At 61.1% G+C, this 25,339-nt stretch carries 21 protein-coding genes and 1 tRNA gene; 4 read left to right on the top strand and 18 right to left on the bottom strand.

The annotated features are described in order from the left end of the window. Positions 1–5 precede the first annotated feature (5 nt). Entirely contained in the window at positions 6–2,672 is a 2,667-nt protein-coding gene (aceE, locus tag AC1RQI_RS05160; protein ID WP_481903932.1) for a pyruvate dehydrogenase (acetyl-transferring), homodimeric type, read from the bottom strand. A 189-nt stretch (positions 2,673–2,861) separates the two neighbouring features. Here aceE and AC1RQI_RS05155 point away from each other — a divergent pair, with 189 nt between their 5' ends. Both AC1RQI_RS05155 and AC1RQI_RS05150 read left to right on the top strand, forming a co-directional pair. Beyond that, the gene (locus AC1RQI_RS05155; RefSeq protein WP_481903931.1) at positions 2,862–3,437 is read left to right on the top strand and encodes a hypothetical protein; all 576 of its coding nucleotides are present in this window, start codon (positions 2,862–2,864) and stop codon (positions 3,435–3,437) included. 21 nt (positions 3,438–3,458) lie between these two features. Further along, complete coding sequence (locus tag AC1RQI_RS05150) at positions 3,459–3,788, top strand: hypothetical protein (RefSeq protein WP_481903930.1); 330 nt, start codon at positions 3,459–3,461, stop codon at positions 3,786–3,788. Here AC1RQI_RS05150 and AC1RQI_RS05145 read toward each other — a convergent pair. From AC1RQI_RS05145 to AC1RQI_RS05135, 3 genes are all read right to left on the bottom strand, one after another. Then, a complete protein-coding gene (locus AC1RQI_RS05145) occupies positions 3,785–4,615 on the bottom strand; it encodes an alpha/beta hydrolase (RefSeq protein WP_481903929.1) in 831 nt (276 codons plus the stop codon). The two genes, AC1RQI_RS05150 and AC1RQI_RS05145, sit on opposite strands and share 4 nt — an antisense overlap. After that, on the bottom strand, positions 4,594–6,420 hold the full coding sequence (locus tag AC1RQI_RS05140) for an Lnb N-terminal periplasmic domain-containing protein (RefSeq protein ID WP_481903928.1): 1,827 nt from the start codon (positions 6,418–6,420) through the stop codon (positions 4,594–4,596). The genes AC1RQI_RS05145 and AC1RQI_RS05140 overlap by 22 nt, the downstream gene beginning before the upstream one ends. A 66-nt stretch (positions 6,421–6,486) precedes the next feature. Then, the gene (locus tag AC1RQI_RS05135) at positions 6,487–6,966 is read right to left on the bottom strand and encodes a DUF3015 domain-containing protein (protein ID WP_481903927.1); all 480 of its coding nucleotides are present in this window, start codon (positions 6,964–6,966) and stop codon (positions 6,487–6,489) included. Positions 6,967–7,356: 390 nt separating this feature from the next. Between AC1RQI_RS05135 and AC1RQI_RS05130 the strand changes: the two genes are divergently transcribed. Next, entirely contained in the window at positions 7,357–7,683 is a 327-nt protein-coding gene (locus tag AC1RQI_RS05130; protein ID WP_416633409.1) for a hypothetical protein, read from the top strand. A 373-nt stretch (positions 7,684–8,056) separates the two neighbouring features. On the opposite strand, the gene traT is transcribed toward AC1RQI_RS05130, so the two are convergent. Both traT and AC1RQI_RS05120 read right to left on the bottom strand, forming a co-directional pair. Then, positions 8,057–8,815 (bottom strand): complement resistance protein TraT, encoded by a 759-nt coding sequence (gene traT, locus AC1RQI_RS05125; RefSeq protein ID WP_481903926.1) that lies wholly within the window; start codon positions 8,813–8,815, stop codon positions 8,057–8,059. Between the two features lie 299 nt (positions 8,816–9,114). Then, positions 9,115–9,978 (bottom strand): tetratricopeptide repeat protein, encoded by an 864-nt coding sequence (locus tag AC1RQI_RS05120; RefSeq protein ID WP_481903925.1) that lies wholly within the window; start codon positions 9,976–9,978, stop codon positions 9,115–9,117. Between the two features lie 149 nt (positions 9,979–10,127). Here AC1RQI_RS05120 and lon point away from each other — a divergent pair, with 149 nt between their 5' ends. Then, positions 10,128–12,578: an endopeptidase La gene (gene lon, locus AC1RQI_RS05115; protein WP_481903924.1), complete on the top strand. Its 2,451-nt coding sequence runs from the start codon at positions 10,128–10,130 to the stop codon at positions 12,576–12,578. A 210-nt stretch (positions 12,579–12,788) separates the two neighbouring features. On the opposite strand, the gene pnp is transcribed toward lon, so the two are convergent. From pnp to folP, 12 genes are all read right to left on the bottom strand, one after another. Further along, positions 12,789–14,915, bottom strand: a complete 2,127-nt coding sequence (gene pnp / locus AC1RQI_RS05110; protein ID WP_481903923.1) for a polyribonucleotide nucleotidyltransferase — start codon at positions 14,913–14,915, stop codon at positions 12,789–12,791. Positions 14,916–14,993: 78 nt separating this feature from the next. Further along, complete coding sequence (gene rpsO, locus AC1RQI_RS05105) at positions 14,994–15,263, bottom strand: 30S ribosomal protein S15 (protein ID WP_416633404.1); 270 nt, start codon at positions 15,261–15,263, stop codon at positions 14,994–14,996. Between the two features lie 78 nt (positions 15,264–15,341). After that, positions 15,342–16,256, bottom strand: coding sequence for a tRNA pseudouridine(55) synthase TruB (gene truB / locus AC1RQI_RS05100; RefSeq protein WP_481903922.1), 915 nt, complete (start codon positions 16,254–16,256; stop codon positions 15,342–15,344). Further along, complete coding sequence (rbfA, locus tag AC1RQI_RS05095; RefSeq protein WP_481903921.1) at positions 16,256–16,669, bottom strand: 30S ribosome-binding factor RbfA; 414 nt, start codon at positions 16,667–16,669, stop codon at positions 16,256–16,258. Before rbfA ends, truB begins: the two co-directional genes overlap by 1 nt. Positions 16,670–16,681: 12 nt before the next feature. Continuing rightward, a complete protein-coding gene (gene infB, locus AC1RQI_RS05090) occupies positions 16,682–19,336 on the bottom strand; it encodes a translation initiation factor IF-2 (protein WP_481903920.1) in 2,655 nt (884 codons plus the stop codon). Positions 19,337–19,355: 19 nt separating this feature from the next. Beyond that, positions 19,356–20,855 carry a transcription termination factor NusA gene (gene nusA / locus AC1RQI_RS05085; protein WP_481903919.1) on the bottom strand — a complete coding sequence of 500 codons (1,500 nt, stop codon included), beginning with the start codon at positions 20,853–20,855 and terminating at the stop codon, positions 19,356–19,358. Positions 20,856–20,894: 39 nt separating this feature from the next. After that, the gene (rimP, locus tag AC1RQI_RS05080; protein ID WP_416633400.1) at positions 20,895–21,353 is read right to left on the bottom strand and encodes a ribosome maturation factor RimP; all 459 of its coding nucleotides are present in this window, start codon (positions 21,351–21,353) and stop codon (positions 20,895–20,897) included. 350 nt (positions 21,354–21,703) lie between these two features. Then, positions 21,704–21,788, bottom strand: a tRNA-Leu gene (locus tag AC1RQI_RS05075). A gap of 61 nt (positions 21,789–21,849) precedes the next feature. Beyond that, positions 21,850–22,287: a preprotein translocase subunit SecG gene (secG, locus tag AC1RQI_RS05070; protein WP_481903918.1), complete on the bottom strand. Its 438-nt coding sequence runs from the start codon at positions 22,285–22,287 to the stop codon at positions 21,850–21,852. A gap of 11 nt (positions 22,288–22,298) precedes the next feature. After that, the gene (gene tpiA / locus AC1RQI_RS05065; RefSeq protein ID WP_416633398.1) at positions 22,299–23,057 is read right to left on the bottom strand and encodes a triose-phosphate isomerase; all 759 of its coding nucleotides are present in this window, start codon (positions 23,055–23,057) and stop codon (positions 22,299–22,301) included. Between the two features lie 63 nt (positions 23,058–23,120). Continuing rightward, positions 23,121–24,464 carry a phosphoglucosamine mutase gene (gene glmM, locus AC1RQI_RS05060; RefSeq protein WP_481903917.1) on the bottom strand — a complete coding sequence of 448 codons (1,344 nt, stop codon included), beginning with the start codon at positions 24,462–24,464 and terminating at the stop codon, positions 23,121–23,123. A gap of 18 nt (positions 24,465–24,482) precedes the next feature. After that, positions 24,483–25,313: a dihydropteroate synthase gene (gene folP, locus AC1RQI_RS05055; protein ID WP_481903916.1), complete on the bottom strand. Its 831-nt coding sequence runs from the start codon at positions 25,311–25,313 to the stop codon at positions 24,483–24,485. Positions 25,314–25,339: the final 26 nt, after the last annotated feature.

The following is a 25,339-nucleotide window of genomic DNA, read 5'->3' as shown; positions in this document are numbered from 1 at the left end:
CCAGATCAGCTGGACGCCGGATTGGGTTTGTCGCGGTCAATGCCGTATTGGTTCATGGCTTCGATAACGGTGCCACGTTCCACGGTTCCCTCTTCGGCCAGCGCGTTCAGCGCGGCAGCGACCACGTGGTAGCGGTCCACCTCAAAGAAGGCCCTCAGGTTCCAGCGGGTATCCGAGCGCCCGAAACCGTCAGTCCCCAGCACATGGTAGGCTCCCGGCACATAGGCACGGATCTGCTCGGACTGAAGCCGGATGTAGTCCGTGGAGGCAATCACCGGCCCCACCTGTCCCTTGAGCTGATCGTGCACCCAGGAGGTCCGGGGCTTCTTGTCCGGGTGGAGACGGTTCCAGCGCGCCACATGCTGGCCATCACGGGCCAGTTCGCCGAAGCTGGTCACGCTCCACACGTCCGAACCGATCTTGAACTCCTCCTTCAACATCTGGGCCGCCGCCCTGACCTCATTGAGGATGGCGCCACTGCCCAGAAGCTGGACGCGCGGGGCCTTGTCCTTCGCCTTGCCCGCCACGTTCACGGACTCCAGCTGGTAGAGGCCCCGGATGATGCCCTCTTCAACCCCATTCGGCATGGGCGGGTGCTGGTAGTTCTCGTTCAGCAGGGTGATGTAGTAGTAAACGCTTTCGTTTTCCTGGTACATCCGCCGCATGCCGTCCTGGATGATCACGGCCACCTCGTAGGCATAGGTCGGATCATAGGTCAGGCAGTTGGGCACCACGTTGTGCAGGATCAGCCCATGGCCGTCCTGGTGCTGCAGCCCCTCGCCATTGAGGGTGGTCCGGCCGGAGGTGCCGCCGAGCAGGAAACCCCGGGCGCGCATGTCGCCCGCCGCCCAGCACAGATCGCCCACCCGCTGGTAGCCGAACATGGAGTAGAAGATGTAGAACGGCAGCAACGGGTAGTCGTGATTGCTGTAAGCCGTTGCCGCCCCAATCCAGGCGGACATGGCACCGGCCTCGTTGATGCCTTCCTGGAGGATCTGGCCCTTCTTGTCCTCCCGGTAGTACATGATCTGGTCCCGGTCCTCGGGCGTGTACTTCTGGCCCTCGGAGGTATAGATCCCGGTCTGGCGGAACAGGCCCTCGATCCCGAAGGTCCGTGCCTCGTCCGGCACAATGGGCACCACCCGTTGGCCCACCTGCTTGTCCTTCATCAGGGTGGTGAGCATGCGCACGAACGCCATGGTCGTGGACATTTCGCGGTCACCGGTGCCCTCAAGCAGCTTGTCGAAGGTCTTGAGCTCCGGGATCTGGAGCGGACTCGAATCCCGGCGCCGGCGCGGCAGGTGGCCGCCAAGCTCGCGCCGGCGCTTCTGCATGTACAGCATCTCGGGGCTGTCCGCCGCCGGCCGGTAATACGGCAGCTGATCCAGTTCATCATCATTGACCGGTACCGCAAAGCGATCCCGGAACGCCTTGAGTGCCTCGTGATCCAGCTTCTTCAGTTGGTGGGCAATATTCTGGCCTTCGCCACCCTCACCAAACCCATAGCCCTTGATGGTATGCGCCAGAATGACTGTGGGCTGCCCCTTGTGGTGGACCGCCTCGTGGTAAGCCGCGTAGACCTTGTAGGGGTCGTGCCCACCGCGATTGAGCTGCAGGATGTCCTCATCGGAGAGACTCTTCGCCAGCTCGGCCAGCTCCGGCGTCTGCCCGAAGAAATGCTTACGGGTATAGGCCGGGCCCTGACTCAGGTAGTTCTGGAGCTCCCCGTCACAGGTGCGATCCAGTGCTTCCTGCAGCACCCCTTCGGTATCCTTCTCGAACAGCGTATCCCAATGGCGGCCCCAGACCACCTTGATCACGTTCCAGCCAGCCCCCCGGAAGATCCCTTCCAGCTCCTGGATGATCTTACCGTTACCACGCACCGGCCCATCGAGCCGCTGGAGGTTGCAGTTGACCACGAAGATGAGGTTGTCCAGGTTTTCGCGCCCGGCCAACCCAATGGAGCCCAGGGTCTCGGGTTCGTCACATTCGCCGTCGCCCACAAAGCACCAGACCTTGCGATCACCGCTTTCAACAAGCTCGCGATTGTGCAGGTACTTCATGATGTGAGCCTGATAGATGGCCTGGATCGGGCCCAGCCCCATGGAGACGGTGGGGAACTGCCAATAGTCCGGCATCAGCCAGGGGTGCGGATAGGACGAGATGCCGTTTTCCAGGGTATCCTGGCGATAGTGGTCCAGCTGCTCCTCGCTCAGCCTCCCTTCCAGGAAGGAGCGGGCGTAAATCCCCGGTGCGGCATGGCCCTGGAAGTAGACCAGATCCGGCTCGCGGTGCTCATCCCCGCCATGGAAGAAATAGTTGAAGCCGACATCGTAGAGGGTGGCGGCGGATGAAAAGGTGGAGATATGGCCGCCCAGGTCCCCGGGTTTCATGTTGGCGCGCATCACCATCACCAGCGCGTTCCAGCGGATCAGCGAGCGGATTCGGCGTTCCATGAACATATCGCCCGGCATCCGCGCCTCGTCGATGGGCTGGATGCTATTGCGAAAGGGCGTGGTGATGGCATAGGGCATGGGCGTGCCCGCCCGGGTCGCCCTGTCTGAGAGTTTCGAGAGCAGGTATTCCGCCCGCTCAATGCCTTCGTACTCGATTACGGATTCCAGTGCTTCCAGCCATTCCCGGGTTTCGACTGGATCCTCGTCTTCCCGCATTGGGGCCCTCCTGTGTCGCGTTTCACATCTCAAAAGGTAAGCATAGTTCATTGCAGCCAATTTGCGTGGAATGAATCACAGTTCAAAAGCAAATCCTGGACACAAAGGTGAACAGATTTTGATCTTTTTTGACGTTACATTACAATCCATATAGGAAGTTGTTTAAATGGAACCCAGACGGAGCCCGCAATGCGTATCAAGCCCCGAACAGTGGGAGCCGCCCTGCTGAGCGCCCTTATGGCCAGCTCCGTCCAGGCAGTGGAGTTGATGGACGAATCCGCCCTCGGGGGCGTCCATATCAACGCGGGTAACGTCCTCAACATCGTGGGGCCCACCGCCGCTGGTGGCGATGCGCCCCCCATCCAGCAGACCGCGGGCGAGCAGGCCAGCCTGAGCATGGCGCTGGGGCTCAGGGCCAGTGATTCCAATCGTCCCACCCGTCAGGTCGACGATGAGCGCAGCATCTTCTCCCTGGTGTTCCCGCAGCCGCAAACCTCAGCACCCCGCGAGCGTTCCGTGCCCAGCCCAGCCAGTGATGGCCAAACTGTAATGGTCATTAACCCGCGCGATCACAACATCCAGAGCTTCGTGCAGATGGTTCAGGGTCGACCCGCGGTGAATCTGGGCTTTGATATCCGGATTGAAGAACTCCAGTGGCAGGGGGTACGCTTTCCCGAACAGGCAATTTCCACCGATGGTTTCAACCAAACACTGTACGGCCTTGAGTTCAAGGGCCAAGGGCGCATGATGCGCAGTCTGGAGTAACACGCCCGTAACCCGACCGATGTGAGTACCAAACCCACCAGACCGTCCCATTGCGAACTCTGTGGGCGCGGGGTCGAGGACCTGACCCAACACCACCTTATTCCAAGGCGCCTGCACCGGAAAAAGCGATTCCGCAAACACTTCTCGCGTGCCGAGCTGGAAAGCCGCGTCTGCTGGGTGTGTCGCCCCTGCCACAACATGATCCATTACCTGCGCAGCGAACAGGCGTTGGGCCTGTACCACAACACCCGTGAATCGTTGCTGGCCATTCCCGAACTGGCGGCATTCACGCAGTGGCTCAGCACCAAGCCAGCGGCGTTTGTCCCCAAAAAACGGCGCCGGCGCCGTTAGGAGCAGTCCTTCCCCATGAAATCGAGCAGCCGGCGGCGAACATCCGTGGCCCGCGTGCTCTGGATGTGCCCGCCCTTCAGGCGCTGGAAGGTCTTGGGTTCGGCCGCTGCCTCATAAAGCTTCCTGCCATGCTCAAACGGAATAATCCCATCCTCAATGCTGTGCATGACCAGCAGTGGCCGTGGCGCGATGCCGGCCACCCGGTCAATCGGCTCGGCCGCCTCTGGCATCAACGGCGCCACCACGAAACGCAAGGGCGAGAGCACCCAGCTCTGCCTCATGAGATCCCGGGTGATGGCCTGATAGCTGGTGAAGGGCGCCTCCAGGATGACGCAATCCCCCTTGCCGGCATTGGCCTCACGCCCCATTACGCCGGTAGTCAGCGCCGCCCCCAGGCTTTGTCCGAACACGACCAACGGTGGCGTCACACGACCCGATGCGTAGAGCCAGTCGAGCCCCAGCTGAACGTCCTCCCTCGCCCCCGCCAGATCCGGCTCCCCCTCGGAAAGGCCAAAGCCGCGATAGTCGATCAGCAGCACCTGGTAGCCCTTGGCCGGGAGCCAGGCCACGTTCATCAAATGGGTACTGATGTTCTCGGCATTGCCATGGAGATGGTACACGGTGCCCCGCACCTCATCTGTGGCCGATGGCAGCCACCAGCCATGGATGCGCTGGCCATCCGGATGGATGAGCACAATGTCCTCATAGGCAAGCCCCTGACGCGCCGGATTCTGCACCCACTCGCTCATGGGCTGGAAAAAGAGGCCACTGCAGCCACCCAGCCCCAGTAGCATCACCAACGGGATCAGTCGAAATAATAGCGCCATGACAGTTGGAACTCCGTTTCAGCCCGCTCTCGCCCACCATCCCTCTCAAGACGGGCGCGAAGGGCATGGTTGCGCCCCATCGGAATATTCAGCGTCGCCGAGGGCCGATAGCGGCGGTCGTCATTGTGAAAGTACAGCCCCTCCACCTCCAGGCCCAGCTGGAAGCCATCGCCATACCAGAGCACACCGGCGCGCGCTCCGGCCGCCGCCGAGACCAGAGTCTGATGCGCGCTGTTGTTCTCGGCCCTTGCCATGGCATACCCATAGGCGATGCTGGCGCCCCGCTCCCACGCCAGGCCAGGCCCACCCTGGATGTGGCGCGTCAGATGCCGTTTGTGGCCAATGAAGCGCCGGTCCAGCCCCCCGTTCACGAACCACGAAACCGGTTTACGGAAGCGGTTGCGCGGCGCCAGTGACTTGATGTTGACCACATCCAGCTGCTCCAGCGCCAGGTCATCCCCCTCGACCCGGCGAATGCGCGCGTTGAAGGCCTCGATCGCCGCCCCGTTCAGGTACCCCTCCGGGTTGTCCAGCCAGTCGTGATAGCTGAAACGCGCCTGGAATTCACCAAAGCCTTGCGAGCCCAGCCTACCGGCGCTGGCGGCCAGCATCTTGGTTCGGTGCCCTTTTTCGGGCGAAACAGGTCGCTCCGGCTCAACCCCGGAGACCGTAGGCGTGCGGTTGACCACACGCAGAAGCGCCAGGCCGCGTTTGGAAGCGGCTTCAGACCGCTCGCCCTCACGGTGCTGCAACCGCAGCTGGGCATAGGCGGTACGGGCCACCAGGTTGCGGCGCCGGGGTGACAGCGCCCGGAAATCCTGTTCTCCGGCCACAGAGGCATCCCTTGCCAGGGCCAGGGCCAGATCCCGCTCGTCAGCACTGAGCCGGGCAACCAGCTCATCCAGCTCATTCGCCTTGGACGGTCGGTACTCAACCCTTTCGACAAAACCAGCCCGGTTCAGGGAACGCACCGTGTTGGCGGGGACCTCCGCCAAGCGGAAATCCGCCATCAGCCCCGTATCCGGCCGCGCCAGGTTGATCAGCTCCAACAGGCGGAAGGAGCAATTCTCGTCCATGAACAGGTAATCGAACTCAATATCCTCAAGCTCCCAGAGATGCGCCAGAAGCCACTCGCGCTCGCTCTGGGTGAGGTTCAGCTGATACTCCCACATGTCCCGGTTTTCAAGATGGGCGTAATCACGGATCTTGTTCATATAGGGTACATTGCTGAAATACCCCGGATAGCCACCAAAAAGCCCCCGGTAGACATACAGGAGGGAGTTCTCCTGCCCCTGGACCGTCGCGCCAAAGTTGATGGCGCGGGAAAGCCAGACCCCGTCCTCATCATTCCCCCGGTCAATCCGCAGCAGGGTATGACCGAACATGGACGACGGGCTGTTGAGATAGGAAGCGGGAAAGATCAGGGCTACCCGTTCACCGGGCATGGCCTCCCGCCATTGTTGATAGTCGTTGCAGTGGCTGAGACCACCATCATCCGGCCAATCCAGCTGCTGGCTCAGGAAGCGATAACGGGCGGGGAACTCACAGCGTACCTCGCTCGCAGCCGGTCTCAACTGCTCAATGCTGGCCTGCAACTCGGCGGCTGGGTCCGTGGCACCGGAGTCATGGAGGAAGAAATCCGGATCATCAATGTAGCTGCGGCCCTGATAGCGCCAGGTCGTGCCCTGATTGATGTGCAGCAGTGCCTGCCAACGGGGATGGTCAGCCAGTTGCTCATTGCTGGCCTGCGCCCACAACGGCGCTATTGCCAGCACCAGTAATAGCGCCAGTTCTCTCAATGTCATCAGTGGCTTGCTTTTGGGGAGGGAAACCCGCCCGGCCTGAAGCCGGGCGGTGGTAAAGCCTGCCAATCAGCTGAGGCTGGCCAGCTTCTGGTCCTGATCCATCACGCTGTGGATGTTGCCCATAACCTCTTCGGCAGTCACATCCTCGCTGGGGAAGATCGCGTTGAAGTTCTCGTGCATGGTCTGCTTGAAGTGGTCACGCTTGTCGGCCGGAACCCCCATGGAAACAGAAAGGGCTGTCAGAGCTTCACCGTCACCAACGGCCATGTCCTGGGCTACTTCTTCCATCACGCCAGCCTGGGCCAACAGGTTCTGGCCGTGGTACTGCAGCGTGCCACTGGTATCGCAGCCGTTCGTACCAGAGGTAATCCCAAAGGTCCGGTTACCGGAAGTCCCATTCACGGAGGATGCCACAAGGTGCATCGGCTTACCGCTGCTGCCTTCAAACAGCATATTGCCCCAGCCGCAACCCGAACCGCCGGGTGCCGCTGCCTGGGCGCCAAAGGAAGTTGTGACGAGCACCGCTGCCAACAGTGTCTTTTTCATGGTTAATCTCCACTCATCTTGTGATACGTCCTTGAATTACAGCCATGAGGATGACTGATCAGCCCAATTCTCTAAGGCCTCTACGAAGATAATACCAATGGCAACCACAAACAAGTAGCACCTTCCCGAAAGCCTCGAAAATGAGGATTATTGACATCCTACTCCCTCTATCGCTGAACTGAGGCCTGACAACGAAGCAACCAGACTGCCCCTCGCAACTCGAACGCCTGAATTCAGAGAATCCAGATCTGATCCATGCCCCTAGATAATGCAAAATTTCCATTTTCAAGCCCAGAAAAAGGATTGCCTATTCTTAATGTTACTGATAGTTTCTCGCGGCGGACTAGATGCCGCAACTTAATCTTTTCGACTACTTCTGAGGTATTTTAAATGGAACTAAAAAAAGTTGTTCTCACTTTGGTCGCAATCAGCACAGTCTTGGTTTCAGGATGTTCAACAACCACAACCAAGAAGAACATTCAAGCTATAGGTCCTAGTGGAGAAAAAGATGCTGTAATCTATAACGAAGTAGAGGTTACTCAAAGGACGGGTATCTTATCCATACTCACAGGCCCCTCTCTCCAAACAGAAGTGAAAGACCAGCGTGTCGCGTTCTGTGACAAGCAGAACGGAATATACGATTGCAAATCGTTGCCTATTCAAATTGATGGTGAGGCGATGACTGTTCAGAAACAAAATGGCATCCTCGCCCAATAAGCCAATCACCAACAACTGGGCCGTTAGACCACAGCGGCCCAGATCGATACAGTGTCATCCTTGCTACCCCGGGCTTCAAAAAGGCTCCAGGCGCAATCTGATGCCTTGCAGCTGGGCCAATTCTTTCTTCTCGGAAACCTCGGAAGAACATTCTAGCCGGTGCCCATCAGGGGCTGGAAGCTATTTGGCCAATATTCCATTTCGCGGGCTCATCGGATTGCTTATTGTTATCCGAATCACTAAGTCGTGAGCATTACGACACTACAGGTAGCGGGCGGGTGTGGGGAGGCAGACTTTTGCAACACTGGTATCAGAGGGTTCATCGATTCCCAGCCGCCCCTCAGTTGGCGGCTGGGACCGCTTGAGCGGACGCTTAACGGGGCAGCATCTTGGTTGCCACGTTCTTAACGCGCTTCTTGATGTGAGGCATCGCCTCTTCTTCGGACATGTTCATCTGGTTGGCCCAGACCGAGAGACGGATGCCATGAGGGAAATAATTGGTGGTCTTGGTCGTTGTTGCAGACTGGGAGTTCGAGCGCTGCGTGCCGCCTCCAGATGCCATACGACTGTTCCCGGTTCCAGCTCCGGAAGCAGCCGCGCTGCTCTTATCGGTGCTGACTTCGACCTCAATCTCTCCATCCTGGCGCTCTTCCAGAACCACATCCATGATGAGCGCCCACTCACGTGGTGTGGAAGCATTGGACATGCCCGCAGCAATCAGGCCGCCACTGCCCAGGCCGGCAGCCACACCAGCGGCATTGCTATCAGTGGCGCTCGCGGTGGCGGCGCCAACCCCGACACCTGCCGCCGCGCCAGCGATAACGCCCATATTGCGTGCGGCACTGGCACCCCCGGAGTCCGGGTCAACTTCGCCGAAGTAGCGGGTCGAGGCGCGCAGCCGGTAATGGGCTTGCTGGGGGCGGTTAACCACTTCCCAGCCATTCTTCTTGGCTGATTTGATCAGAAGCGGGCGCAGATTGAGTTGTGCGTCACTGATGTTCCGGTAAGAGATATAGACCGTGCGCTCATCCGCACGCGGCGGCTCAAGCTGGGGCGGCGGCACGACCCAGACGGTGCCACTGCGCGGCTCCGCGAACTTGTTGGCGGTCAGTTTGCCCAGGTTCCGCGACATCGTTGTACAACCGGCCATGAGAGCGACTGCAATCAAGGCAACCAGCGAGTGTTTGGCGAGATTTCCCATTGGATCGTCATTCCCTAAGTCTATGGTTTTTGGCTCCGAGCTTCCTTTATCGCCCTCGTACCTGTTTCCAGGGCAATACGAGGCACGGGAAGGCCATCTAAACTTAAACCACAGGTCAGGATGACGCAATGTCACCGGGCGGATAGGGGTGGGCGGGCTGATTGATCGATTCTATAAACAACGCCACGGTGCGAATGCAACAGCCCACCGCCAAAGCCACCGTCTGCGGATCAGTACATCATCGCGAAAAGCCGCCGCCGATACTGGCGCACCAGCTGATTCTCGTTGCCCAGCAGATCAAAAAGCTTGATGAGCGTATTCTTGGCGGCGCCGTCTTCGAAATCCTTCTCAGTCTGCACCGATTTCAGAAGCAGCTCCATGGCAGCCTCATAGTCGCCGGCCAGGATGCCATGGGTCGCCAGCTGGTTCATCGCGGCCACGTCTGACGGATCCTCTTTCAGGCGATCCTGAAGCGCCGCCACCGGCGGAATATCCCGGGCCTGCTCCTCGAATTCAAACCGCGCTTCCAGCTGCTTGGCGCCTGGCTTGAGGCGCTCTTCCCCGGGCAGGCTTTCATAGATCGCACGCGCTTCCTCAATCTGCCCCTGTTCCAGACGCAGGCGAGCCAGGTCAATCAGCACGTCGTAATCCTGGGGGTTCTGCTGATTCATCCGTATCAGCACGGCCTCGGCTTGCTCAAGCTGACCCTCGGACCACAGGCGCTTAGCCTTCTCCTGGTCGCTCTCCGGCGGCGCATCCACCACCTGGTCCAGTTTCTCGCGGATTTCGCCCTCGGGCAGAGCCCCGTTGAACTCATCCATCAACTGGCCCTGCTTCACGATCTTGACGCTGGGCAGGCTCTGCACGCCCAGATGCCCGGCCAGCTCCTGCTGCTCCTCAGCGTTGACCTTGGCAAGCACGAAGGCGCCACGGTATTCCTCCGCCAGGCGCTCAAGAATGGGAGTAAGCTGCTTGCAGGGCTGGCACCAGTCCGCCCACACATCAATGACGACGGTGGTGGACATGGACGCCTCAAGCACTTTCTGCTGGAAGTTCTCCAGCGTGGCGTCGAAGATGATCTCGGAATTGCTCATAGCGGTGAATCCTGTGTTGGCGCTCGTCCGTACTGTGGCTTTAAATGGGGATCCGGAAGGGGTGGTTCAACCCGCTGTCCCCCTTGATTTGCGGGATACTGACATCATGTTGACGGAAGCAACACTCTTTGGCGAATGGACGGGGGATCATGACGGACAGCGACGCGACCGAGTACATCGGACGGGACGACACCAGCGAGAATCAGGAAACTGAGGGCCGGGGCCTTGCCCTGCCCGATCAGGTCCTGCCCAAGCGGCTCTACCTCATGCCGCTGTCGGGCCGACCCTTCCTGCCGGCACAGGTGCAGCCAGTAGTGCTGAACCAGGATCCGTGGGATGAGACCCTGCAGCGGCTGGACAACACCAGCCACATGACCGTGGGCCTGTGCTTCGTGGAGAACGAAAGCGGCGAAGGCGAGCAGGAGGACAACCTGCCGGCGCCGGAACAGCTCGCCACCATGGGCTGCGCGGTACGGGTGCATAATGTCCATCGCGAGGACGGCAAGGTGCAGTTCATCGCCCAGGGCGTGCGGCGGTTCCGGATCGATCACTGGCTGCGTCGGGAACCGCCCTACCTTGTCGAGGTCAGTTACCCCGATGAACCCTCGGAAGACCACGAACAGGTCAAGGCCTACACCCAGGCCATCATCAGTTCCATCAAGGAGCTGTTGCGCACCAACCCACTCTACGGCGAAGAGGTGAAACACTACCTGTCGCGGTTCGGGCCGGATGACAGCTCACCACTGGCCGACTTCGGCGCCGCCATCACCAGCGCCCGTGGGCCGGAGCTCCAGGATGTCCTGAATACCGTCCCGCTGCTCAACCGCATGGAAAAGGTGCTGCTGCTGCTGCGCAAGGAACACGAGGTGGCGCAGATGCAGGCGGAGATCACCGAAGAGGTGAACGAGCGGGTGCAGAAACACCAGCGCGAATTCTTCCTGCGCGAGCAGCTCAAGATCATCCAGCGCGAACTCGGCATCGCCAAGGACGACAAAACGGCGGACGTGGACATGTTCCGCGAGCGCATGGCGGCGAAAGCACCGCCCCAGAACGTGCAGGAACGCTTTGACGACGAGATCGAGAAATTCCAGGTCCTGGAACAGGGCTCGCCGGAATACGGCACCACGCGCAACTACCTGGACTGGCTGACGCAGATGCCCTGGGGCCAGCACTCCCAGGACAAGCTGGACCTTAAGGAAGCGCGGCGGGTGCTCAATCGCGACCATGACGGCCTGGACGATATCAAGGATCGCATCCTCGAGTTCCTGGCCGAAGGCACCTTCAAGGGCGAGATCTCAGGCTCCATACTGCTTCTGGTGGGTCCCCCCGGCGTTGGCAAGACCTCCATCGGCAAGTCCGTGGCGAGCGCGCTGGGCCGTGAGTTCTACCGCTTCTCCCTGGGCGGCATGCGCGACGAAGCCGAAATCAAGGGCCACCGCCGCACCTACATCGGTGCCATGCCGGGCAAGTTCGTGCAGGCCCTGAAGGAGGCAGGGACCAACAACCCGGTGGTCATGCTCGACGAAATCGACAAGATCGGTAACTCCTTCATGGGCGATCCCGCCTCCGCCCTGCTGGAAAGCCTGGACCCGGAACAGAACAGCGAATTTCTGGACCACTACCTGGATCTCCGGGTCGATCTCTCGAAGGTCCTGTTCATCTGTACCGCCAACCAGCTGGATACCATCCCACAGGCACTGCTGGACCGTATGGACACCATACGGCTGTCCGGCTACATCACCGACGAGAAGGTGGACATCGCCAAGCACCACCTGCTGCCCAAGCTGCTGAAACGCGCCGGCCTCAAAAAGAAGCAACTGGACATCACCGATGGGGCCATCCGGCAGGTGGTCGAGGGCTACGCCCGCGAAGCCGGGGTGCGCAACCTCGAGAAACAGCTGCACAAGATCGTGCGCAAGGGCATCGTCCGGATGGTCGAGGACGACGGGGAACAGAGCCCAATCCGCGTGGGCGTCAAGGACCTGCCCGATTATCTGGGCCAGCCGCTGTTCCGCAAGGAAAAGGCACTGCGCGGCGTGGGGGTGGTGACCGGCCTGGCCTGGACCGCCATGGGCGGCGCCACCCTGGGCGTGGAAGCCTCACGCATCCACAGCCAGGATCGCGGCTTCACGCTGACGGGCCAGCTTGGTGACGTAATGAAGGAATCCGCCTCGATCGCGCACAGCTTTATCGCCTCACACCTGAAACAGTACAAGGGCGACCCGGAGTTCTTTGACCGCTCTTACATTCACCTTCATGTACCGGAAGGGGCCACCCCCAAGGACGGCCCCAGCGCCGGCGTGACCATGGCCACGGCCCTGCTGTCACTGGCCCGCAACGAGGCACCGCACAAGGCGCTGGCAATGACGGGCGAGCTGACGTTGACCGGGCAGGTTCTGGCTGTGGGTGGCATCCGCGAAAAGATCATCGCGGCCCGACGCCAGAAGATCAGCACGGTGATTCTGCCAGAAGCGAACCGGGGGGATTACGACGAGTTGCCGGATTACCTGAAGGAGGGCATGGAAGTGCACTTCGCGAAAGAGTACACCGATGTGTACCGGGTGTGCTTTGACGATTCCCCCCGTCTCAAGGCGCACTGAAGCGTAAGTGTAAACCGCTATGGCACGCTGAGCTGTGAGAACTATACTGTGAAGTATCGGTTGCGGCGCATCCGATCCTCAGAATTCCTGTCATCTGAGTAGAGCCCATTTGGCCACCCTAGCGGTGGCCTTTTTTATGCGCGGTTGATGGCCACGCACAAAAAAAGGTGGCCGCAGCCACCCTTTTCAGTCCTCCATGCCGGCCAGCGCTCAGTCCTCGCCGGGCAGGCGGAAGTCAACCGGCTCTTCGTCCCCGGACACTTCCTTCATACTGAGCTTGACGCGGCCACGCTGGTCCACATCCAGCACCTTGACCAGCACCTCCTGGCCTTCGGTGAGCTCCTCGCGCACGCTCTCGATGCGGCGGTCGGCAATCTGGCTGATGTGCACCAGGCCGTCCTTACCGGGCAACAGGTTAACAAAGGCACCGAAGTCAACGATGCGCTCAACGCGGCCCCGGTAAACCCGGTCAACCTCCACATCCGCGGTCAACTCCATAATGCGGAAGGTCGCTTTCTCGACCTGCTCGGAGTTCTCCGCGTAGATCTTAACGGCCCCATCATCCTCAATGTCGATGGACGCACCGGTTTCTTCGCACAGGGACCGGATCGTAGCGCCTCCCTTGCCGATCACATCGCGGATTTTCTCCGAGTCGATGTGCATGGTGTGCATCTTGGGCGCATTGTTCGCGACATCGGAACGCGGCTCCGAGATCACTTTCGCCATCTCGCCAAGGATACGCTGGCGGGCCTCGTAAGCTCGCTGCAGGGCGATCTCCATGATCTCCTCAGTGATACCGGCGATCTTGATGTCCATCTGCAGGGCGGTTACCGCCTCGGGCGTCCCCGCCACCTTGAAGTCCATGTCCCCAAGATGGTCCTCATCACCCAGGATGTCGGTCAGCACGGCAAAGTCATCACCTTCCTTCACCAGGCCCATGGCAATGCCGCCCACGGGCGATTTCACCGGCACACCCGCATCCATCAGCGCCAGACTGCTGCCGCACACCGACGCCATGGAGCTGGAGCCATTGGACTCCGTAATCTCGGAAACACAACGGATGGTGTAGGGGAAATCATCATGCTCGGGCATGATTGCCTGAACACCACGGCGCGCCAACCGGCCATGGCCGATTTCACGCCGCCCAGGCGGGCCCATGCGGCCCGTCTCGCCCACTGAGTAGGACGGGAAGTTGTAGTGGAACAGGAACGGGTCCCGGCTTTCCCCCTTGAGCGAATCCACGATCTTGGCATCGCGGGCGGTGCCAAGGGTGGTCGTCACAATCGCCTGGGTCTCACCGCGGGTGAACAGCGCCGAGCCGTGGGCGTTCGGCAACAGCCCCACTTCCACACTGATCGGGCGCACCGTATGGTTGTCGCGACCGTCGATACGAGGCTCGTTACGCAGGACCTTACCGCGCACAATCTCTTTCTCGACCTTACCGAAGTATTCCTTCACATCGTCCTCGGTGGGTTCGACGCCTTCCTCACCGGAAGCCAGCGTTTCCACCACGCGGTTCTTGAGCTCGCCCAGCTGGTCCTGACGCTCCAGCTTGTCCTTGACCTGATAGGCCGCCTCGATCTCGCTGCCGAACTGCTCATGGATACGGTTCTTGAGCTCGGTCTTCTCGGGCTCGGGCTCCCAGTTCCAGGAGGTCGGATTGACCTCCTGGACAAATTCGTTGATCCCCTGGATGGCCGTCTGCATCTCATTGTGAGCAAACAGAACGGCACCCAGCATCTGATCCTCAGTCAACCGATCCGCCTCGGATTCCACCATCAGAACGGCGTCCTGAGTGCCCGCCACGACCATGTTGAGACGACTCGCTTCAAGCTTCTCGTAGGTCGGGTTCAGGAAATAACCCTCGTCCTCTGTAAAGCCAACGCGTGCCCCGCCAATCGGCCCTTCAAAGGGCAGCCCGGAAATGGACAGCGCCGCCGAGGCGCCGATCATTGCTGGAATGTCCGGATCCACGTTCCGGTTCGAGGACATGACGGTGCAGATGACCTGCGTCTCATGCTTGAAGCCGTCCTTGAACAGCGGCCGGATCGGCCGGTCAATCAGGCGTGACGTGAGGGTTTCCTTTTCGGAAAGCGGCCCTTCACGCTTGAGGAAACCGCCCGGAATCTTGCCCACGGCGTAGGTCTTTTCCACATAATGGACCGACAGGGGGAAGAACGGCAGCGAGGCCGGTTCCTTGTCCGCCATCACGGTCACCAGCACGGACGTGTCGTCCATGGTGACCAGCACGGAACTTGTGGCCTGCCGCGCGATACGGCCGGTCTCGAGGGTAACGGTGGACCCTGCGAATTCGAAGGTTTTCTTGACTGGATTCACAGTTGCTCCTTTCCAGAGGTTCGTTATTCAGAACCAAGACGGCCAGACCCGGAGGTCTGGCCGACATTGTTTTGACCGTTAGCGCCTGAGTTCAAGGCTGCGGATTATCTCAACGTAGCGATCCGCATTCTTGCGCTTGAGATAATCCAGCAGCTTGCGGCGCTGGTTAACCATCCGGATCAGCCCGCGGCGCGAGTGGTGATCCTGCTTGTTCTCCTTGAAGTGGCTCTGAAGCTTGACGATGTTGTGCGTCAGCAGCGCGATCTGTACCTCTGGGGACCCCGTGTCGCCCTCGGCGCGCTGGTACTGCTTGACGATGTCCTGCTTCTCTTCGTTGGTCAGTGCCATGTGGTTTTTACTCCCGAATATGCTTTGAATGAAAACGGCCCGGACCGCGCATATTTACAGCCCGACCGTCTGGTTGTTTCACGCCCCGGTACGCATCAGCCGCCGGGGTTTGACCGCATCCCCCACCTTTTCCGCAAGGCCAAGGAAGCGCCCCTCCGGATTATAGATCCGGCAAAGTCCGTCGACCGGGGCTTCAGAGGGCGACATGGTAACAGCCTGGCCGTTCGAAATCGACACGGCCCGAGGCTGGTCCAGGACCGTTTCAGGCAGGTCCGACAGAAGCTCATCTGTTGCCCACAGCTGGCCCCGGGCCGCCTCCCGCCCCATGGCTTCAAGCTGATCCAGTGTTATGGCCTGCCCAAGATCAAAGGGGCCGGCCTCTTCACGGCGCAGCTCGGCCACATGTGCCCCACACCCCAGGGCCTCGCCAATGTCGTCCACCAGGGTCCGGATATAGGTGCCCTTGCTGCAGCGCACGCGCAGTGCCAGCTCATCGCCGTCAAGACGCAGCACTGTCAGTTCCTTGATGCGGATGGCGCGCGCCTCACGAGGGACTGTCTGCCCTTCCCGGGCGTATTCATAGAGCGGCCGCCCCTGGTACTTGAGCGCGGAATACATCGAAGGGACCTGCTCAATCGCCCCCCGGAACCGCGCCAGAACCGCTTCAACGCTCGCGCCATCCAGCGCCTCCGGCACGGCGCGCTGCTGCACTGTCTCGCCATCCGCGTCACTGGTGGTGGTGCGCTCACCGAGCCTGGCCACGGTGCAATAGGTCTTGTCCGCCTCCAGAAGGCGCTGTGCAAACTTGGTTGCTTCCCCGAAGCACAGCGGCAGCACGCCCGTGGCAAGGGGATCCAATGCACCGGTATGGCCGGCACGAGCGGCGTTGAGAAGGCGCCGGACCTGCTGGAGGGCAGCGTTGGACGTTACCCCCGCCGGCTTATCAAGCACCAGAACGCCGTTGATGTCGTCCCCACGACGCTTCCGGCCCACTATTCGCCTCCGCCCTCCGGCTCCTCGCCGCCATTACGGCGCTGGTCACTGGCTACCGCTTCACGGATCAGCGACTCCATGTGGCGACTCTGACCGGCCAGCCGATCAAACCGGAAGCGCAGCTGGGGCACCATACGCATCCGCATGGACTTGCCCAGATGCCCGCGCAGGAACCCGGACGCACGCTGGAGAACCTCCAGACTCGTCTGAACCTCGTCACTGCTCTCGTCCAGTTCCACGGTGCTGAGCAGCGTGAAGTAGATATCCGCGTAGCCGAAGTCCCGGGTCACCCGCACTTCACTGATGTTGATCATCCCCAGGCGGGGGTCCTTGACCTCCCGCTGGATCAACTGCGCCAGCTCCCGCTGGATCTGGTCGGCAACCCGGTCGGCCCGACTGAATTCACGCGGCATGCGTACTCCCGATCAATTGAGCTTGCGCTCGACCTGGATCCGGTCAAAGACCTCGATCTGGTCGCCTACTTTCACGTCATATCCCTTCACGCCGATACCGCATTCCATGCCGTTGCGCACTTCGTTCACGTCATCCTTGAACCGGCGCAGGGACTGGAGCTCACCCTCGAAGATCACCACGTTGTCACGCAGTACCCGGATCGGCTTGTTCCGGTACACATGGCCTTCGGTCACCATGCAGCCGGCAACCTGGCCAAAGCGAGGTGACCGGAAGGTATCACGGACCTCCGCGATACCGAGGATCTCCTCACGGTACTCGGGCTTGAGCATACCGGTCAGCGCTCCCTTGACGTCATCAATCAGGTTATAGATGACGCTGTAGTAGCGCAGATCCACGTCTTCCTGCTCCGCCAGTTTCTTGGCGGCCGGTGTCGCGCGGACATTAAAGCCGAAGACCACGGACTCGCTGGTGATCGCAAGGTTGATGTCGGACTCGGAAATGCCACCAACACCGCTGGAGACCACCTGGACCTCGACTTCCTCGTTGCCCAGGTCCTGGAGAGCGCCGGTGATCGCTTCCAGCGACCCCTGCACGTCCGCCTTGACGATGACATTGAGGCTCTTGACCTCCTCCTTGCCCATATTCTCGAACAGGTTTTCGAGCTTGGCGGCCTGCTGGCGATGGAGGCGCTGCTCACGCTCTTTCTCCTGGCGGTACTCTGCCAGCTCCTTCGCCTTTTTCTCGTCCGCCACACGGACAAACTCGTCACCAGCGCTGGGGGTACCGTTGAGCCCCAGCACCTCCACCGGAATGGAGGGTCCGGCGGTCTCTACATGGGCCCCGGTCTCATCCACCATGGCACGGATACGGCCAAAGTACATGCCGGCAACGATCACATCCCCCTTGTGCAATGTGCCGTTCTGGACCAACAGTGTGGCCACGGAGCCACGGCCTTTCTCCATGCTGGACTCCACCACGGTCCCCTTGGCGGGCCCTTTCGGCACTGCGGACAGCTCCTGGATTTCCGCCTGCAGCAGGATCGCTTCCAGCAGATTGTCAATGCCTTCGCCGCTATGGGCCGAAACGTGCACGAACTGGGTTTCACCGCCCCACTCTTCCGGCACCACTTCAAGGCCGACCAGCTCGTTCTTGACCCGGTCCGGGTCCGCATCGGGCTTGTCCACCTTGTTGACGGCAATCACCAGCGGTACGCCGGCAGCCCGCGCGTGCTGGACCGCCTCCTTGGTCTGCGGCATGACGCCGTCGTCAGCCGCAACCACCAGGATGACGATGTCCGTGGAATGAGCACCACGGGCACGCATCTCGGAAAACGCAGCGTGTCCGGGCGTGTCCAGGAAGGTGATCATCCCGTGCCCGGTTTCAACGTGGTAGGCACCAATGTGCTGGGTAATGCCACCGGATTCACCACTGGCAACCTTCGTCTTGCGGATGTAGTCGAGCAGTGAGGTTTTGCCGTGGTCAACGTGGCCCATGACACTGATCACCGGCGCACGGGCTTCGGCCTCGCCCTCGTATTCGATATCGCTGAGCACTTCCTCTTCGATCTCGTCCTCACGGACCGACTTGGCCTTATGGCCCATTTCCTCGACCACCAGGATCGCGGTTTCCTGATCCAGGGCCTGATTGATGGTGGCCATGACACCCATGCCCATCAGGGTCTTGATCACCTCGCCTGCCTTGACGGCCATGCGCTGGGCGAGATCAGCGACCGTGATGGTTTCCGGAATTTCCACTTCATTCACCTTGGGCTTGGTCGGCTTCTCGAAAACATGACGCTTCTGGCGCTGCTGCTGCTTCTTCCGCCGGGACGAGCGCAACGGCTTGCGCGGCGGCTCTTCCTCGGCGGGGGCCGCTTCGGCCTCTTCCCCACCTTCCGGCGATGTATCGAGTTCAGCCAGTTCTTCTTCAACACGCGGCTTCTTGGCCCCTTTCTGGGCCGCTGCCTTGCCGCCTTTGTTCTTCTGCTTGCCGTCGTCGTCCTCGCGCTCCGGCTTACCCTTCTTCTTCTTGGTATGCTTGCGCGTATCCTCCTTCGCCGGCTCGGGGGCAACCGCCGGCTCTTCCTCCGGAGCCTGAGCTTCCGGTTCGCCATCAGCCGACTCATCAGACGTCGCTACCTCAGCATCGGCGCCTTCCACCTCGGCCGGACTTTCGGTGGACGACTCACTGTGCTCGCCTGTGCCGGGCTGGGCCGCTTCACCGGCCGCCTGGGCCTGCTGCTCAGCCGCCTCGGCACTTTCTTCCCCTTCGGGTTGTTCTTCGGCTTCCCGAGCCTGCGCGGCAGCCTCTTCCGCCTGCTGCTGCGAGGCATCGCCCTCGGACTGGCCCTGGGCCTCCGAGCGCTTGACATAGGTCCGCTTCTTGCGCACCTCCACATTCACGGTCTTGCCACTGCTGCCGCGGCTGCCGCCGCCAGTGCGCAGCTGGGTTGTGGTCCGGCGCTTGAGCGTTACCTTGCTCGGTCCGCCGCTTTCAGTCCCACTCTGGTTACGGCGCAGATACGCCAGCAGCGTCTGCTTTTCATCGTCCGTCACCACGTCGTCTTCCGCCCGCTTGCTCAAGCCGGCTTCCTCAAATTGACGGAGCAAGCGATCAACGGGAGCGCCTACGTCTTCGGCCAATTGCTTAACGGTTACTTCGGCCATACTGGTCCTCCTCTCCCGATTATTCCTGGCCCTCGAACCAGGGTGCGCGCGCGGTCATGATGAGCTGACCCGCCCGATCTTCATCCATACCCTCAATGTCGAGTAGCTCATCCACGGACTGCTCCGCCAGGTCTTCCATGCTGTAGATGCCCTTGCCAGCAAGCGCCTGTGCCAGCTCCGGATCCATGCCGTCCATACCGACCAGATCCTCCTGGGGTTCACCACCGCCCTGCTGGCTTTCGGTTCCGGAGGCAAGCGCCTCGTTCAGCATTCCGTCGCGGGCACGCTCTCGCAGTTGCTCAACCAGGTCCTCATCAAAGCCTTCAATGGCCAGCATTTCGTCACGCGGCACATAGGCAATCTCCTCAAGCGTGGTAAAGCCTTCCTCCACCAGCACCTGAGCCAATTCCTCGTCCGCATCCAGGAAGCGCTGGAAGTGTTCCACCAACCGCTGCGCTTCCTTTTCCTGTTTCTCCTCGGCCTCGCTCTCGGTCATCACGTTGAGCTCCCATCCGGTAAGCTCACTCGCAAGGCGTACGTTCTGCCCCCCACGACCAATGGCCTGCGCCAGATTGTCCTCGGCTACGGCCACTTCCATGGAGCTTGTATCCTCATCAATCACGATGGAGACCACTTCGGCCGGCGCCATGGCATTGATCACCAGCTGGGCCGGATTGTCGTCAAACGTGACGATGTCCACGCGCTCGCCGCCAAGTTCATTGGAAACCGCCTGGACACGGGCACCCCGCATGCCCACACAGGCACCGACCGGATCAATACGCCCATCGTTGGTCTTGACCGCGATCTTGGCACGGGACCCGGGATCGCGTGCCGCGCCCTTGATGTTGATGAGCTCCTCGGCAATCTCGGGAACCTCAATGCGGAACAGCTCGATGAGCATCTGAGGACTGGTCCGGCTCAGGATCAGCTGCTGGCCCCTGTGGTCGCTGCGGATGTCTTTAAGCAGCGCCCGCACCCGATCCCCCATGCGGAACGTTTCGCGCGGGATCAGCTGATCACGCGGCAACAGGGCTTCGGCGTTGCTGCCCAGATCCACGATAACGTTATCCCGGGTTACCTTCTTGACCGAGCCGGAAATCAGCTCGCCCACATGCTCGCGGTAACTGTCGACCACCCGGGCACGCTCCGCTTCGCGCACCTTCTGGAAAATGATCTGCTTGGCGGCCTGGGCACCGATACGGCCAAAGGAAACAGACTCGACCTGTTCCTCGTGCACATCTCCGGGCTGCAGGGAGGCATCAAGCTGCTGAGCTTCCTCAAGGGTCAACTCCGTACCCAGAGCCGGTACGGCATCATTGTCCACGATGGTCCAGCGGCGGTAGGTCTCGTAGTCCCCGGTCTTACGGTCCACGCTGACGCGCAGATCCGCCTCCTCGTCCTCATACCGTTTCTTGGCCGCTGTCGCCAACGCCATCTCGATTGCTTCGAAGATCACGTCCTTATCGACGTCCTTCTCGTTCGAGACGGCTTCGACCACCATCAGGATTTCTTTATTCATTGAACAGCCCTGCCTTTCCTGTAAGCCTGATACTGCAAATCACTCGAATACCGGAACGATGCGCGCGCTCTCGATGGACTCGAACGGCAGCTGGAGTTCGTACTCGCCCACCACGAGGCAGATATCCTCACCCTCAACCGCACGCAGAATGCCTTCGTATTTGCGGCGCCCTTCGAACGGCGCGCTCAGCCGGACACTTAACCTGGCCCCAATAAACTCGCGATACTGATCCAGCCGGAATAACGGCCGGTCCATGCCGGGAGAGGAAACCTCGAGGGTATAACCGGTTCCAATCGGATCCTCGACATCCAGCACACCACTGACCTGGCGACTGACCTGCTCGCAGTCATCCACGGTGATGCCCTCGCCGTGATCGATGTAGACCCTTAACGTGGTGTGCTTGCCCTGGGCCAGGTATTCAATCCCCCAGAACACAAATCCCAGCCCTTCAATCACCGGGGCCAGCATTTCCTCAAGCTTGCGAACTTTCGCGGACAATGCGCCTCCGCTGTCTTGCAACCAACCAGCCCCGCCGGTTTTGGCAGGGCCAGAAACAAAAAAAGGGCTCTAACCAGCCCCTTTTCAAAACGTGGCCTCCGGTCTGCGGAGCCACCGAACGAAAAGCCAGCCGTCTTCTGACGGCCTGGCACCTCTCTGGGTGCCGCGGGCTGGTGCTGCCACCCCGCGCATTGCCTCGGCGCCTGCCAAAACAATGCATTGGCAACGCACACTGCGCGCCAAACAGGGGCGAAAGTATAAGCATCACCCCATAATTGGTCAAGCATTGACCAAAAAAAACGGCTTGGCCGAGGAAAGCAGCGTCACCCCTTCCAAGCCGTTCCATTGTTTGGTGCCGAAGGCCGGACTTGAACCGGCACGGCTTGCGCCACTAACCCCTCAAGCTAGCGTGTCTACCATTTCCACCACTTCGGCATGTCGTTTGCGGGGCGTATAGTAACGAACAACCCCGCATTTTCCAATACCCTTTACGGGTTTATTCGATGGACGGGACGCCGTCGTCCTTCCCGTCGCTGTCCTGCCCTTCTCCAGAACCAGAGCCAGCCTCGCTCGCACCAGCGTTGGTGCCAATATCCGGTGCCTGCTCGCCACCAGCCTCCGGCTCGCCCTGCTGCCCGGATTCCTGAGCGGATTCTTCCACCGTCGGAACACCTTCCGCAGCGCCGACCTCAGCCCGCTGCTTGGCGTACATGGCCAGCGCAAAACTGGTTACGAAAAACAATGCCGCGAGCACCGCCGTGAGCTTAACCATAAAGCCCACGCCACCAGAGCTCCCGAACACCGTCTGGGAGGAACCGCCACCAAAGGCGGCGCCAGCGTCGGCTCCCTTGCCCTGCTGCACCAGCACCAGCACCACCAGCGCCACGGCAACAGCCACGTGTACCAGCAGAATGCCTGTTTCAACCCAATCCATAAATCCGTCTCTCAACCGGCCCGACAGATAGCGGCAAAATCGCTCGCATCCAGGGATGCGCCGCCGATAAGGCCGCCGTCAATATCGGGCTGTGCAAACAGTTCGCCAGCCGTCTCAGGCTTGACGCTGCCCCCGTAAATCACGGGCGCCTCGGCCGCGGCCGGATCCAACTCCCCGAGAAGTCCCCGGATGTACGCATGCACCGCCTGTGCCTGCTCCGCCGTGGCGCTCCGCCCTGTTCCAATGGCCCACACCGGCTCGTAGGCAATGCAGATATGGCGCCAATCGGAGTCGGGCACATCCGCCAGCCCTGCCCGGATCTGGCGGGCAACCACGGCTTCGGTCTCGCCAGCCTCGCGCTCCGCTTCGGTCTCACCAACGCAGAGAACGGGATCAAGTCCGGCGCCCAGCGCCTGGAGCAGCTTGGCATTGATGCGCTCGTCCGACTCAGCCCAGTACTGGCGCCGCTCCGAATGGCCGACAATCGCAAAACTGGCATGCTGATCCGCGGCCATGGAGGCAGCGATCTCGCCCGTATGCGCGCCCGACTCCCACGGGGAGACGTCCTGCACACCAACCATGACCCGCCGACTGCTGTTTTCAGTAAGCGCCTCACGCAACGCCGGAACCAGAATGGCCGGCGGCATGACCGCCACTTCCACGGCCGGGTCCAGCCCTTCGAGCGCGGGCACCAACCCGCCCGCATACGCCGCGGCGAAAGCGCCCGCCCCATTGAGTTTCCAGTTTGCTGCTATCAGCCGACGTCGCATACAAGAAGCCGTTTTTCAGGGACGCGGCACTATACCCAAGATCCCGGGGCAGCGCAAGGAAGCTCAGGGCGCCTCACGCTGCACCACGTCTGCCAACTGGCGGACCAGCCGTCCAATGTAGTCCGCATCCTCACCTTCCGCCATAACCCGTATCACGGGCTCGGTTCCCGAGGGCCGCAGCAGGATCCGGCCGCGCTCGCCCAACTCGGATTCCGCCTCACTGACCGCCGCCCGGATCCCCTCAACGTGCTCCGGGTTGAAGCGTTGCCCTACACGCACATTAACCGTTTCCTGGGGCAACCGCGTGACATCGGACAGCAGCGTTGCCAGGCCGCATTCACGTCGATTCATCGCCACCAGCACCTGCAGGGCGGAGACGATGCCGTCGCCGGTGGTGGTCCGGTCCCGGCAAACGATATGACCCGAGCCCTCGCCACCAATCAGCCACTGGCGGCGGATCAACTCCTCCATAACATAGCGGTCGCCAACCCGCGCCCTTGCAAAGGGAATGCCCCGCCGCCCCAGGGCCTGTTCAATCCCCAGGTTCGTCATCAGCGTTCCGACCACGCCACCCTGCAGGCCGCCACCATCCAAACGCTCCCGAGCAATGATGTAGAGCAGCTCATCACCATCCACTTCACGGCCGGCGTGGTCGACCATGATGACCCGATCACCGTCGCCATCGAAGGCGACCCCCAGATCGGCCCCGGTTTCCAGCACCCGCTGGCGCATAGCCTCGGGCGAGGTGGAACCACAGCCGTCATTGATGTTGAGCCCGTCGGGCGTCATGCCCATGGGGGTGACCCGGGCACCCAGCTCCCGGAATACGGCGGGCGCTACGTGGTAGGTTGCACCATGGGCGCAATCCACCACCAGGTGCAGCCCTTCAAGACTGAACTGGCCAGGCACCGTGCTCTTGCAGAACTCAATGTAGCGCCCCGGGGCATCATCAATACGCGCTGCCTTGCCGAGCTCGCCCGCGGACACCACCGCCAGCTCCGCATCAATCCACTGCTCAATACGGGCCTCCAGGGCATCGTCCAGCTTGGTGCCATCGGCCGAGAAGAACTTGATCCCGTTATCGCCATGCGGATTATGCGAAGCGCTGATCACGATACCCGCCGCCGCCCGGAAGGTGCGCGTCAGATAGGCAATGGCGGGCGTCGGCATGGGGCCCAGAAGACGTACATCCATGCCGGCGGCGGAAAGGCCAGCCTGCAGTGCGGATTCGAACATATAGCCCGAGAGGCGCGTGTCCTTGCCAATCAGCATGGTATTGGCCTGACCTTCCCGCCGGAAGGCCCGCCCGGCCGCCCAGCCCAGCTTCAGGATGAAATCCGGGGAGATCGGGCTCACTCCCACCTGCCCGCGAATACCATCCGTTCCAAAATACTTGCGTTCACCCATGAGCTGATTCCTTAACCGTTATACCCGGAGGCCACCCTGATCCCACGCTGCACGCACCATGCGGGCGGCGTCCACGGTTTCTGGTACATCGTGCACCCGCACCACCGCCGCCCCCTTCATCATGGCCATGGTCGCCGCGGCCAGGCTGCCCGGCATCCGCTCTTCCACCGGACGCCCCGTCACCTCACCGATCATCCGCTTACGCGACATGCCCACCAGCACCGGCCACCCATGGGCGACAATCGCCTCCAGGTTTTCCAGCAGAATGAGATTGTGCGTCAGGGTCTTGCCAAAACCAAAGCCGGGGTCATAAAGGAGCCTGTCCCCCGTGATGCCCGCCGCCTCAAGCTCGGCGGCGCGACGCGCCAGATACCCCTGCACTTCCTCCAGGACATTGCTGTACTCAGGCCGATCCTGCATGCTGTCCGGCTCCCCCTGGCGGTGCATGATGCAAACCGGAAGCCCTGAATCCCGCGCGGCATCCACGGCCCCATCACGCTCCAGCGAGCGCACGTCGTTGATCATCCCAACGCCCAGACGCGCCCCTTCCCGCATCACCTCAGGGGCGCTGGTATCCAGAGACACCGGCACACCCAGTTCATGCCGGATCAACTCAATAACGGGACAGACCCGGTCCAGTTCCTCCTGCAAGGGCACCGGTTTGGCGCCAGGGCGGGTGGACTCACCGCCCACATCCACCCAGTCAACGCCAGCCTCAACCATCGCCCTCGCCTGCGCGAGCGCGCGTTCGGGAGCGTTGAAACGCCCCCCATCGGAAAACGAATCCGGCGTGGCATTGATCACGCCCATAACGGCTGGTGACGGCATCTGATCAGGCCGGATGCTCATAATCAGTCTCCACAACGAAAAACGCT

It is taken from the genome of Salicola sp. AFF1 (genome assembly GCF_056783195.1).
Note: the sequence above shows the minus strand (reverse complement) of the source record. Positions and strands in the feature narration are given on the sequence as shown.

Bases quoted from the DNA above. Each gene is read 5' to 3' on its own strand.
- aceE (WP_481903932.1), bottom strand. From the start codon at position 2,672: ATGCGGGAAGACGAGGATCCAGTCGAAACCCGGGAATGGCTGGAAGCA.
- AC1RQI_RS05155 (WP_481903931.1), top strand. From the start codon at position 2,862: ATGCGTATCAAGCCCCGAACAGTGGGAGCCGCCCTGCTGAGCGCCCTT.
- AC1RQI_RS05145 (WP_481903929.1), bottom strand. From the start codon at position 4,615: ATGGCGCTATTATTTCGACTGATCCCGTTGGTGATGCTACTGGGGCTG.
- AC1RQI_RS05140 (WP_481903928.1), bottom strand. From the start codon at position 6,420: ATGACATTGAGAGAACTGGCGCTATTACTGGTGCTGGCAATAGCGCCG.
- AC1RQI_RS05135 (WP_481903927.1), bottom strand. From the start codon at position 6,966: ATGAAAAAGACACTGTTGGCAGCGGTGCTCGTCACAACTTCCTTTGGC.
- AC1RQI_RS05130 (WP_416633409.1), top strand. From the start codon at position 7,357: ATGGAACTAAAAAAAGTTGTTCTCACTTTGGTCGCAATCAGCACAGTC.
- traT (WP_481903926.1), bottom strand. From the start codon at position 8,815: ATGTCGCGGAACCTGGGCAAACTGACCGCCAACAAGTTCGCGGAGCCG.
- AC1RQI_RS05120 (WP_481903925.1), bottom strand. From the start codon at position 9,978: ATGAGCAATTCCGAGATCATCTTCGACGCCACGCTGGAGAACTTCCAG.
- lon (WP_481903924.1), top strand. From the start codon at position 10,128: ATGACGGACAGCGACGCGACCGAGTACATCGGACGGGACGACACCAGC.
- rpsO (WP_416633404.1), bottom strand. From the start codon at position 15,263: ATGGCACTGACCAACGAAGAGAAGCAGGACATCGTCAAGCAGTACCAG.
- rbfA (WP_481903921.1), bottom strand. From the start codon at position 16,669: ATGCCGCGTGAATTCAGTCGGGCCGACCGGGTTGCCGACCAGATCCAG.
- infB (WP_481903920.1), bottom strand. From the start codon at position 19,336: ATGGCCGAAGTAACCGTTAAGCAATTGGCCGAAGACGTAGGCGCTCCC.
- nusA (WP_481903919.1), bottom strand. From the start codon at position 20,855: ATGAATAAAGAAATCCTGATGGTGGTCGAAGCCGTCTCGAACGAGAAG.
- secG (WP_481903918.1), bottom strand. From the start codon at position 22,287: ATGGATTGGGTTGAAACAGGCATTCTGCTGGTACACGTGGCTGTTGCC.
- tpiA (WP_416633398.1), bottom strand. From the start codon at position 23,057: ATGCGACGTCGGCTGATAGCAGCAAACTGGAAACTCAATGGGGCGGGC.
- glmM (WP_481903917.1), bottom strand. From the start codon at position 24,464: ATGGGTGAACGCAAGTATTTTGGAACGGATGGTATTCGCGGGCAGGTG.
- folP (WP_481903916.1), bottom strand. From the start codon at position 25,313: ATGAGCATCCGGCCTGATCAGATGCCGTCACCAGCCGTTATGGGCGTG.